The sequence below is a fragment of the Bacillus sp. FG16 genome, from assembly GCF_057809515.1.
Genome location: NZ_JBMDKC010000141.1, coordinates 1 through 10693 on the forward strand (window position 1 = coordinate 1; position 10693 = coordinate 10693).

Below are 10693 nucleotides of genomic sequence, written 5' to 3' on the forward strand. Positions count from 1 at the left end.
GCTTCTTTTCCACGTTTTTCATGAATATGTTGTAGTGTCACCTCTGGTGTACTCGGAGGCCACTGAAAATCCTTCGGATTTTTGAAAGAGTTAAATAAAAAAAGGACTCCAACATTCAAAATATGAATAATAGAGTCCTTTTTCACGTAAAATAGAGTCCCTGGGCTCTCTATTTTAATCAATTAATTTCAATATTCTTTTCAGATTTACTGTAAAAATAGCCATAGCCCCTTGTAATTGCATGCCAATGAGACCCGAGGATTTTGCAATATTATACCCGTGTCTGTGTTTTAATTCACTATTTTTAGCCTCTATTTTATAACGTTCTCTCGCTTTCTCCTTAAAATAGTCGGTTTCTTGAAATTTGGCTTGTTCTATATGTTCATTTGATTTAATACTTACAGAATAAGTCTTACTTTTAGCGCCTTCTTTATAGCACCCTCTTTAAATGGACAGTGTTTACATTTTTTCACATCAAAATAGTATGTATCCCTCTGGTTTTTACTTACCCACTTTTTGCCGCGACGAGCCTTTCTTATGGCCATATGGCCTGCCTTACACACATACATTCCAGCATCTTTATTAAATTCAAACTCATCTTCTTTCTTACGAATACCATGTGTCACAGTAGGGTTTAATTTAGCTACTAATTTAATTGTATTCTTATTTGCATAGGTAATATTTCCTTTTTCTGAATAAGCTGCATCACCAATGACAGACTCAACGCCCATACCTGCTTCGATACTTTTTTCAATGAGAGTCTCTAATTGTTTCCCGTCATTCTTTTCACCAGAGGTGATTGTGGCGGCGGTGATAATCCGTTCCTCATTCATAGCGATATGTGTTTTGTATCCAAAAAAAGAAGAATCCACAGTTTTATGCCCGATTTTTGCATCCTGGTCTTTGGATATCTGTAGATGCTCTATGTCATCAGCAACTGTTTCTTTTAAAAGGTTCAAACTTTCCTTTATCTTTGGATACTGAGAAAGTGTATTTTCTTTTTCAATTACTTCAATCAGTTGTTGGCAATAGTAGATCTCTTCTTCAAGGATATCTGTTGTATTTTTAGTCGGAAATTTATTTTTCATGTTTTCATCTATCTTATAAACTGCTTTTCTTAGCTTTTTGGAGCGACCCACTAGGATTTCTTTTGGTGATTTTTGATTATATCGGGATTTTGTATGAGTGGAATCAACGATAATAGAAGTACTTTTAATGATTTTCTTCTCAATGGCAATTTCCACAGTTTTATTGATAAGCATATCCAAAAGAGAAATATCCTCTAAACGAAGTTTTCGAAATTTAGTTAAAGAGCTGGGTTCAATTACATGCTCCTCCGGAGCCATATAAAGAAAATATTTAAAAGACATATCATATTTTGAACGCTCAACTACATCGACGTCAGATAAGTCATAAATCGTCTTTAATAATAAATATTTGAACATACGAACAGGATCGATAGCATTTCGACCATTATCATGACAATATTTATTTTTAAGCTCATCATAAACAAAAGAAAAGTCGATTAAATCGTTAATTTTTCGTAAAAGATTACCCTTTGGAACAACTAATTCATAAATATCCGTATAAGGACTAAAAACCATTGATTGTTGATGTTGTATCATACGCTTCACCCGTCTTAGATTGATACGATAAGTATACAGTAAAAAAGGCATATTTTCCTCAGATTATGAAGAAATATATCTTTTTTTACTGAATGGCCACTTTTTCAGTGGCCTCGTGTACTCGCAGTATGTAACCAGTGTGTTTTACCTTCTACTCGCATACCGGTTTCATCAAAATGAACAACCGAAGACTGAAGAATCTTTTCTTTGGCTTCCTGTACAAAAGGCTGCAGTTGAGAAGCGAAAGCTTTTGTATGATTGACTAGGGTTCCTTCGCTGATAGAATGGCTAAAACAGTCTTGAAAGAATTCTTTTGTTCGTTGCAAAGAAATACACTGATAATGTGTTAAATAAGGAATCAGTCTTTTTATATGCGGACCATATTGTACAGAACGAGACACTGTAGAGGGAAACTGGGATTCTTGGATAGTATGACAATGAGGGCATTCTTTTTGTTCTACTTTGTGTTCCGTTACTTCTATCTGGATAGGTGGTAAATCATATACTTGGCGAATGCGGTATCCTTTCACAGGTTCGTTGTGTAAGGACGTGTTACAACACGTACAATGCGTAGGAGAATGGGTAATTGTATGGTCTGGAGCCGTTGTCAAACCAAGAGTATGTCCTTTATGGCCCAACTGGCCACCTGTTTGACGATTAGACGGTTTACGCAAACTTTTGGTAATCGGTTTACACAAACCATCTGTAGAAGGCGGTTTATGACTATTTTTGGAGTTTTTTTTTGAACGATTTTCTAATTCTTCTATACGTCTTTCAGATTTAGAGAATGTTTCTTCAAATAAAGAAATAACAGCTTCAGGACCTTTTTTATATGCCGTTAAAATGACTTTTCGATCGACCATACTATCACCTCCACACTGTTTGATATACTCAGTATTTACAGATAGAGGGCATATGAAACTAGTAAAATAAAAAAGACGCCGACAAGTGGCTGAGTAGTTACCACCAATAAATGAACAAGTTGTTTCCATTTCTTTTCAATGATTAACATGCTGATTAATCCTGCACAAATGATTAACAGAAAAACAGCAACCATACCTAATGAATTCGGCACGGTTACAATTGGTTCAATTCCTGAAGATCCCATCTCTCATTCACTCCCTTATCAATTGATTTCATCAACAGGTACAAATACTGTTTCCTTTTGTCCTCTGGACGCCTGATGATCTATCTTCTTTTGTCTTTTATGTGCAATTCTATCCTCCACTACTTTTCTTATATGCTTTGTCGCTTCTGTTTCTGCGATATCAGTTGTACAAACTCCTTGATAATTTTCATGTTCATAAATACCATTCATAAACTCAAGCAACATTTGTGTATTTTTATCTGTACTATTTGTACCAAGTCGGATTTTTGTCAGCTCTTCTTTTAATACTTCATGAAGATGTTTTGTCACAACTTCCGTAATATATCGAAGCGACCATTCTTGTTGTTTTGCTTGTTCATGATCTCTACACATTTTGGCAAGTGCTACCCCATTGTAGCGAATTTGATGTTCCTCCATATAAGCCCTAAAGTAATGATCTGTTTCTTCATCAATCGTAAATAACCGCTTTACCTCATTTTCTTTCATCGTTCATATCCCCTCTCATTTTGCTGTTGGATGTCCCTCTGAAGACGCTCATAATAACGTTGGTTTTTCCAACTTTCATATTCACTTTTAAATGCGCCCTCCATCTTTTTGAGTGCATATTGCATCGAAACATTTTGCTGAAAGTTCTTTCGCTCTCTAGGCTTTCGGTCTAACATTTTATCAATGCGCTGTCGTTCCTTATCGTACGCTTTCATCTCTTGTAAAAATGCGTTTCCCATTCGCTTGTGAAGCTCTTCTATTTTATTTTCCTTATAATTTTCATATCGTTTCTTATCACCAGAACCTTCTCCATATGCTCTCTTTAATACATCCACCTCTTTATCTAACTTTTGAAGAAACTGTTTATAATCTTCTTTATGATGCTTCTCAATATATTTTTGCGTCAATGCATCAAGATGAGGACGAAGAGGACGCAATGTACTGTAACTGTATTGCCATTGCCTTTTATCTTCCGGTAAACGTTTATAAATGAACTGGAATAATGGTTTCAACTCTCGATTGCGCCACTTCAATGTGGAATCATCTTTCTTTTTATCAACCATATTCTTTCGAATCAAATCGTTAATCTGTTTTTGTTCTTGCCCACGATCCATAATATTTTGAGCCACTTTCGCTTTCATCGCATCTAATGTTGTTTGTTTTCTCTTGCCACGGTCTCTCGTTGGATATGGCTCCACTGTTGCGATATGAATATGAATGTTATCCGTATTATAATGAATCGCTCCTGACCAAACTGCTGTATGTTCTAATCGTTCTCTTTTCAACATTTCTTTCATGGATAAGCGAGTAACATCCATCAATTTTTTATCATCAACTATACGTGTTTTCGGGTCATATATGCCATGTTCTGCAAGCCATTGATTATCAAATGTAATCACATCTTGCCACATGATACTGTTATTCTTTTGGGCGAGCTGAAACATCTTTTTTAGGTCTTTCTTTTCCTTTTTATTCAAACTGTTACTCTGTTCTGTAAATAAAGCGGACGTCTTTTCAGAATCCCCCATGTAATCTTGATACAGAGAAAACATTCTTTTGTGTGCTTGCCCTTCTTTTTTTGCTTCTTCTCTGTCAATATACTCCACATAATCTTGAAAACTTTCTCCATCTGCTGTCACAAATTTAGAGACTGTTACAACCCCTGGCGTCACTTTCGCTTGCATAGGACTTGTTGAAACACTCATGCCTCTTCATCCTCTGTCATGAGCTTTAAAAATGCATTCATCTCCTTTACAGCTTCGAAACAACTTTCCATCGCATAGATATTTTTTTCGAGCAGCTGTTGAAGATACAATTCACGATTTTGTTGTTCTCGATAGAAAGCTAAAGTTTCCAATTGACCTTGCAAGAATTTATCTCTTGAAAGCCCTTTTGCTTTTGCGATTTCATCAATTCGTTTTACCGCAACTGGATTCATGTTGCGCACTCTGATCTCCATTTTCAATTCCTCCTCTATATTTGGGTTCTCCACTCAAAAAGAGAGAGAAGAAGAGCATAAGGGGTTTTTGTTCCCACCTAGGGTGTGAAGCTAGGCAAAGCCTAGCGAAACCGTGGGAACAAGAAGAACTCCGAAAAGTCGAGTCGAGGTCGACTCAAATTCCCCTTTAGTTGAGTCACGGTCGACCCACTTTTCTGCATAGGTTGACTCGAGGTGGAGTCATAAATAAAGAAAGTCGAGTCATGGTCGACCCAACTTTTTTCATAACTGCTCCGCATCTTTTGCCTTCTCATCTAATTTTTTTATCTTTTCTTTGACCTGCCCTTGCTCCCATTTGTATAGTTCAACCTTGTCTTTTGATTGCTTAATATTCGTTTCTTTTGAATTGATTTTCGCATCATTTTCCATCTTTTCCGTTTCCGTTTGATACTTAGCGTCATTCTTCCATTCTGTGATTTTCTCTTGCCACTGTGTTTGTTTAGATGTTTCTTGTTTCATCATTGCATCGTATTGTTTTACTTTTTCTTTTAATGTTTTTTGCTCGATACCAATGAATACTTTCGCATAAGAGCCTTTACTTTTTTGTGAAATCCCTTCTTCTACATCTGTTTTGTTTTGATCGGAGAAGAATGATTTTAAGAACGTTTGCTTGTCATCTTCTTTTGAAACTTCTTTTTCTTCTTCCGTCTTTTGCTTTGTCTCTAGCGTCACATCTCGATTATTTTTTTCAAATACATCAAGCGCAACTGCTTGCCATTTTGGAGATAATTCTTTCACTTGTACAACAAGATTTTCATCATCCTGATACACAACTTTCACCGGTAATTGAAGATTTGGATTTGCTTTTTCTTGCGCTTGAAACTGATATTGCTCGCCATCTCCTCCCTCTACATGAAGGAACATTTCTATTGTATGAGAAGCTGGATCATACGCTCTTCTTTCCACTGTCATTGTTCGACTTCCAAATAACGCAACCGGCTTTTTTAGTTCTGTATGATAAACCGGTTCTTCGTAAGGTACATATAATTTCGAGGTAAAGAACAAGAAAAAACCGACCAACATAAACCCTACAATCAAACCATATATCCATGATTTTTTTCGTCTCAAATTCACACCATTGTTCACAACTTCCATGTACCTAGCACCTCACTTTTTTAAGATGGAATAATTTGAACTGTTAATTCTTCTACATTAGTTACTTGCCAATTCTCTTGATTTTTTTGTACAGTCACTTTCATCACATTTTTTGTTTTATCCGTTTTCCCTTGCGCTCCAATGGTCAATGTATTTTGAAATTCCGCAATGATTTCTACCTGAGAAGCTCCAATTATATAGGCTTGTAAATATAACTTCATATCAGATGGTTTAGATACATAGGTATCATCCATTTCGAATGTATCCGTTGGATAAAAGAGTTGAAATATTTCGTCCTTCATCAGTTTTTTTGCTTGAGCTCTTCGCTCCTCATATCCTTGTTTTTCTCGATGAAACGACAACTGAATAAACTTTTCTACCGTTGAAAGATAGGATTGTCGCTCTTGTTCCTGTTCCGAAGGAAGTGTTTCCTTCACTTTCTTTTTGAGCTCTTCATTTTCAGTTTGCAACACCTGATTTTGAACTTTTAATCGTTTTACATCTCCTGTTTCATCATTACGAGCGTACAGAAAGATGTTTAAAAAAGTAACGCCTGCAATCACAATCGCAAGCGTTACAAACCAAATTTTTCTGTTATCTTTGTTTTTTTCTCCTGTCATTTTTCTCCCTCCTATTTTTCAAATGAGTTGAGCTGTTTTATTGCATTCCAATAGGAATGAATTGCCTGCAAAGCTTCTTCTTCCGAAGGGAAATTATACAAAAACACGTAACTCTTTCCTTCATAACGAGACATCATTTCTTCTGACTGTGAAGATTCACCTTCACTCAATTCTCTATGCAAAAGAAAGTTCTCACCAACGTCTTGAATCATATAATTTGCTGGTTTAATTTTATAATCTTGAAATTCTTCTAACGGAGGTGTTATCACTTTTTGAAATAATGCGTCCTCACATACATGTATTTTATTTGTCATAAAAATCTCTCCCCTTTTTAATTTCTTACTATTTTTAGAACCTTCTCACATGTCCTTTAAATACTTTACTCCAGTATGGATTTGATAAAGTTTCGATTGAAACCCCTTTATTTGTTTGACAGCCAATGAAAGTATTCTGGTCAATTACAAGTCCAACATGACCGTCATGTTTATACGTATCAAAGAAAATCACATCGCCAGCTTTCATTTCCATTGGTGAAATCTGTGTACCAATTTTATTCAAGGTTTCTGTACTTACAGCCCCCATTGGACTTACATTCATTCCTACTTGTTCGAATGCCCAGCGTACAAAACTACTACAATCAAAGATGCCTCTTGCGATGTCATTTGTGTTCCGTCCTCCTCCAAATACATAGGTAGAACGTCCTATCCATTGACGCCCAACATCGGCAACTTGCGAGCCGGAAGAACCGCCTCCTACGGCACCACCACCGCCGTTAACAGGCACACCAGGCGTATAATATTTCAACACGGCATCAACATAAAGCGCGTCGCCATAGCAAGCCCCATAGGGTATCATCTCCGGTCGTACACAACGATACATCCCTGTATGTTTTACCTTTTGATATTGCTCTGCGGAAAACTGAATGGCTAATTCTTTTGTGTATTTACCACCATGATTGACAATAAAATTGAAGAATCCTGTTCCAAAGTTGTAGGCTTGTAAAGCGGTTTTAATGTGATCCATATCACCTGGTCCCGTTACACCTGCTCTCTCAATTGCATGCTTAAATTCTTGAACACCAGCCCAAATAGAGTAGTCTGGATCTGTAATACAATTGGGCCCTTTACAGTACTTTGTATTGAAAGCTCCTTCGGAGCTTTGCATCGGATCGAGTCCTCGTCCCCCGCTCTCTTGCATCATTTGACTCAGCATTAATGGGACAAATGCCTCAACGCCGAATTGCTGGGCATACTTCCGAATTGTCGGCTCCCATTTCAACACTTCTGCCGAAACATTTGCCGTCCCTATACCACCCTGTGGGTATGTAATATCCCCTTGCTTTTTATTTCCTTCCATTCCACCAATAAGTGTCATTGTAGCCCCTAAAAGAATTGTTCCAAGGAGAAAAAGTAGACTCAGAGCGATCATAATCAACCACTTTTTCGGGATGATTTTTAGTACAAGATGCATGAATTATGCCCCTCCTCCAAATAACGCTAACTCTTCTTCTGTCACATCGACTTTAAATAAAATATTCTTGACGGCACTAATACATAAAAGTACATCTCCTGTTGGTAAAAAAGGTATTTCATTCAGTTCACTTGTACTGATTTGTCCCGCAAATACTCGCCGTAACATGTCTAGATTGTTGCTATCTTGTTGCATAATAAATTTGTACTGCGTAAGTTCAAAGAGTGTCTTAATTTTTTCTACGGCTGCTACACTTGCATCCTCTGGTACAAAATCTCGGATAGAATGACTTGCAAATACAATCCCTGCAAAATATTTACGTGCTTCTCGGCTAAACTTAATCGTGAAATCCACCGCATGTTGACTACGTTCACTCGTATTTATCAGATGATGCGCTTCGTCCATGATAATGAGAAAACGCATTACGTCTTCAAACTTTAATTCCTTTCTATCAAACGCCTTCCACTGCGGTTTTCCGTTTTCTAACATCTCATCCCACATTAAGTTCATCACACTGAAAATCTGTGCTTGATAGATTTCTTCTTTTAAACTCATAAGATGGCGTAATGAAAAAAAGACGATTTGCTCTTTCGAGAAATCTTCTATCGTGGAAATACCGTTAAATAAATGTCCATAATTATCTACTAAATTGATCAGATTTAATTCAATCAGTTCTAAGCGTTCCTTACGAGTCGGACTCACATTAGAACGGTAGATTCCTTTCTTTATATCTTCGTATAATTCTGTACGAACAAAATGTAAATAATCGGAGAAAATCGGATATTCACTTGCTGGTAAACTCGTAATATGATTGACAGCTTTCGATTCATCACTCCATAATTTCTTAGCTACATACATTTTGCGCAGTAAATTCTCATACTCCTTAATTTCATCATCTTTTGCTTCTGGCGCAATAAAGCGATAAAAGATACTCATTTTAGATAAATGCTGGGTAAATGAACCTTCTTCTGTTTCAGCCGTCTTATACACTTGAAGCGGATTAATTTTTCCTTGTGACCCATCCAGTGCGATCTGCTTCCCATTATATTCATGCACAATATCTTCAAACTCACCTGTAATATCAAATCCCCTGATTTTATAACCCTTCATCGCATAATCACTCATGATTTTTTTCAGCAAGGTTGACTTACCAGCTCCCATTTTTCCGATTACAACCGCATTATAACTTTTTCGCTGTGCATCTTTATGAAACAAATCAAAAATGACACTCCCCTTTGTTTTGGTAGTGCCATAGTAAATACCGTATGGATCATTTAGAAATGTAAAGTGGAACGGGAAGCCTCCGGCTAAAGAAAGAGCCGGTACTTCTTTTCCATTTCGTTTATTAATATATTGCTTTTGCATTTCAAAACTTGATGTGAGGGAAGCCCATTCATGTTCTTGTTCATTTAAGAAAATGGCACCTCTGAAGTTATAAGATTCTAGAGTTTCCATGACTTCTTTTGCTTGTTTTTCAAGCTCTGCCATTGTTCGTGCGGAGATATAGATACGTAAGTGAACTCGTTTCAGCACCTCTCCTTTTGATACTTGTTGATACAACCGTTCCAACTCTTGAAACTGTTGTTCCGCTTCAATTCGTTCAATATTTTCTTTTGCGTTCGCATATCGAACGCTTTGTTCTGCCATTGATTTATTAATGGATTCAATCACTACTTTTCGGCTGTCACTTATAATATCTAACGTTGTAATGACATTCGGCATATTCATGATAGGCTCTAACCAAAAGTCATTTACTGTCGTTTGATACCCGTATACATGAATACAAGTTTGTAATCCATCTCCACCTTGCACATATAGTTCTTTAAAGTGAATGCCCCCTTGCGGTTGAATCTGGGAAACTACTTCTTTATTGATTTGTTTCTTTTCTTTTTTCTCTTCTTTCTTTTTCTTTCTCTTCAAAAAATGTAGTACAGACACATTCATCACCTGTTATGAAGTGACCTTTGTCAATAGTTTCTTTGCCCATAATATTTTCTTGATGGCATACAAAAGCTTCAGAAATAAGATCTATCGACAGTTAACCACTCTGTTATTCGTGGATTGGTTACCTCAGGTTAATGGTCCGTCGTTAGGCTCTTATAATCTCACTGCGTGGATCACATCTTTTCACATTCTAATAAATAGCTTGTTTATCAGAATTTCAACTGTGCCAGAAGAGGTGAGTCATAGATAGCCAGACCTGGAATTCACTATCTCTGAAGCTCATCTATGCCATCAATTGATACCTTTGGTCTCTAACTATGAATGAATCAACTTCATATCCCTTCTTCTTTATTTTCAGTGAATTTTACCTGTTTCTAACCCCCATATAAAACCTCCCAGTTCTCTTGCGATAGCTGTAACGGCGACATTTCTAGGTTTTCCTTGATACATCATTCGATGATATTTTCTTTGTAACCTTTCTACAGCCTGATCCGCATAAGCAATTACTTCACTTCGTTGCCCTTTTTGTCTCGCTTTCACTCGTTTCGATTTTAATCCGATTGCTCCTTTTACCAATGCATTTGCACATTCTACAAGAGTAGACCTAACGGTCGAATTTCCTTGTTTTGTAATCGAACTTCGACTGATTTTTTCTCCACTTGAGTTTTCGCTCGGGATCAATCCTACATAAGCCATAAATGCTTTAGCCGTGGGAAAACGAGTAAAGTCTGCAATTTCCACATGAACAGTCATTGCCGATGTTGTGTCTATCCCTTTTAAGCATCTTAACTGTGCGACTGGTTCTTCATATCTTTCACTATGAGATAATTCTTCTAATCTCAGACTG

At 36.8% G+C, this 10693-nt stretch carries 10 protein-coding genes and 2 pseudogenes; all 12 read right to left on the reverse strand.

The genetic code is table 11. The features are described 5' to 3' along the window. Positions 1-174: 174 nt before the first annotated feature. A pseudogene (locus ACODS7_RS29275) lies at positions 175-1625 on the reverse strand (IS1182 family transposase). 116 nt (positions 1626-1741) lie between these two features. Next, positions 1742-2488 (reverse strand): annotated as a pseudogene (locus ACODS7_RS29280) (IS66 family transposase); the annotation flags it as partial. 35 nt (positions 2489-2523) lie between these two features. Further along, entirely contained in the window at positions 2524-2733 is a 210-nt protein-coding gene (locus ACODS7_RS29285) for a hypothetical protein (protein WP_488828228.1), read from the reverse strand. A gap of 18 nt (positions 2734-2751) precedes the next feature. Beyond that, the gene (locus ACODS7_RS29290; protein WP_086401513.1) at positions 2752-3219 is read right to left on the reverse strand and encodes a hypothetical protein; all 468 of its coding nucleotides are present in this window, start codon (positions 3217-3219) and stop codon (positions 2752-2754) included. Continuing rightward, complete coding sequence (mobP2, locus tag ACODS7_RS29295; protein WP_488828231.1) at positions 3216-4424, reverse strand: MobP2 family relaxase; 1209 nt, start codon at positions 4422-4424, stop codon at positions 3216-3218. The genes ACODS7_RS29290 and mobP2 overlap by 4 nt, the downstream gene beginning before the upstream one ends. Then, the gene (locus ACODS7_RS29300; protein ID WP_208742600.1) at positions 4421-4678 is read right to left on the reverse strand and encodes a hypothetical protein; all 258 of its coding nucleotides are present in this window, start codon (positions 4676-4678) and stop codon (positions 4421-4423) included. Before ACODS7_RS29300 ends, mobP2 begins: the two co-directional genes overlap by 4 nt. 261 nt (positions 4679-4939) lie before the next feature. After that, positions 4940-5812 (reverse strand): hypothetical protein, encoded by an 873-nt coding sequence (locus ACODS7_RS29305; protein ID WP_488828233.1) that lies wholly within the window; start codon positions 5810-5812, stop codon positions 4940-4942. 20 nt (positions 5813-5832) lie between these two features. Continuing rightward, on the reverse strand, positions 5833-6432 hold the full coding sequence (locus ACODS7_RS29310; protein WP_488828235.1) for a MerR family transcriptional regulator: 600 nt from the start codon (positions 6430-6432) through the stop codon (positions 5833-5835). Between the two features lie 11 nt (positions 6433-6443). Next, positions 6444-6746, reverse strand: coding sequence for a hypothetical protein (locus ACODS7_RS29315; RefSeq protein WP_488828237.1), 303 nt, complete (start codon positions 6744-6746; stop codon positions 6444-6446). A gap of 34 nt (positions 6747-6780) precedes the next feature. Continuing rightward, positions 6781-7902, reverse strand: a complete 1122-nt coding sequence (locus tag ACODS7_RS29320) for a bifunctional lytic transglycosylase/C40 family peptidase (RefSeq protein ID WP_488828239.1) — start codon at positions 7900-7902, stop codon at positions 6781-6783. A 3-nt stretch (positions 7903-7905) separates the two neighbouring features. Continuing rightward, the gene (locus ACODS7_RS29325) at positions 7906-9846 is read right to left on the reverse strand and encodes a VirB4 family type IV secretion system protein (protein ID WP_488828241.1); all 1941 of its coding nucleotides are present in this window, start codon (positions 9844-9846) and stop codon (positions 7906-7908) included. A 354-nt stretch (positions 9847-10200) separates the two neighbouring features. Further along, positions 10201-10693 (reverse strand): transposase (locus ACODS7_RS29330; RefSeq protein ID WP_488828243.1); only part of this gene is annotated, 493 nt, incomplete at its 5' end.

Coding starts and splice junctions, on each gene's coding strand:
- ACODS7_RS29285 (WP_488828228.1), bottom strand. CDS start 2,733: ATGGGATCTTCAGGAATTGAACCAATTGTAACCGTGCCGAATTCATTA.
- ACODS7_RS29320 (WP_488828239.1), bottom strand. CDS start 7,902: ATGCATCTTGTACTAAAAATCATCCCGAAAAAGTGGTTGATTATGATC.
- ACODS7_RS29290 (WP_086401513.1), bottom strand. CDS start 3,219: ATGAAAGAAAATGAGGTAAAGCGGTTATTTACGATTGATGAAGAAACA.
- ACODS7_RS29300 (WP_208742600.1), bottom strand. CDS start 4,678: ATGGAGATCAGAGTGCGCAACATGAATCCAGTTGCGGTAAAACGAATT.
- ACODS7_RS29315 (WP_488828237.1), bottom strand. CDS start 6,746: ATGACAAATAAAATACATGTATGTGAGGACGCATTATTTCAAAAAGTG.
- ACODS7_RS29305 (WP_488828233.1), bottom strand. CDS start 5,812: ATGGAAGTTGTGAACAATGGTGTGAATTTGAGACGAAAAAAATCATGG.
- mobP2 (WP_488828231.1), bottom strand. CDS start 4,424: ATGAGTGTTTCAACAAGTCCTATGCAAGCGAAAGTGACGCCAGGGGTT.
- ACODS7_RS29325 (WP_488828241.1), bottom strand. CDS start 9,846: ATGAATGTGTCTGTACTACATTTTTTGAAGAGAAAGAAAAAGAAAGAA.
- ACODS7_RS29310 (WP_488828235.1), bottom strand. CDS start 6,432: ATGACAGGAGAAAAAAACAAAGATAACAGAAAAATTTGGTTTGTAACG.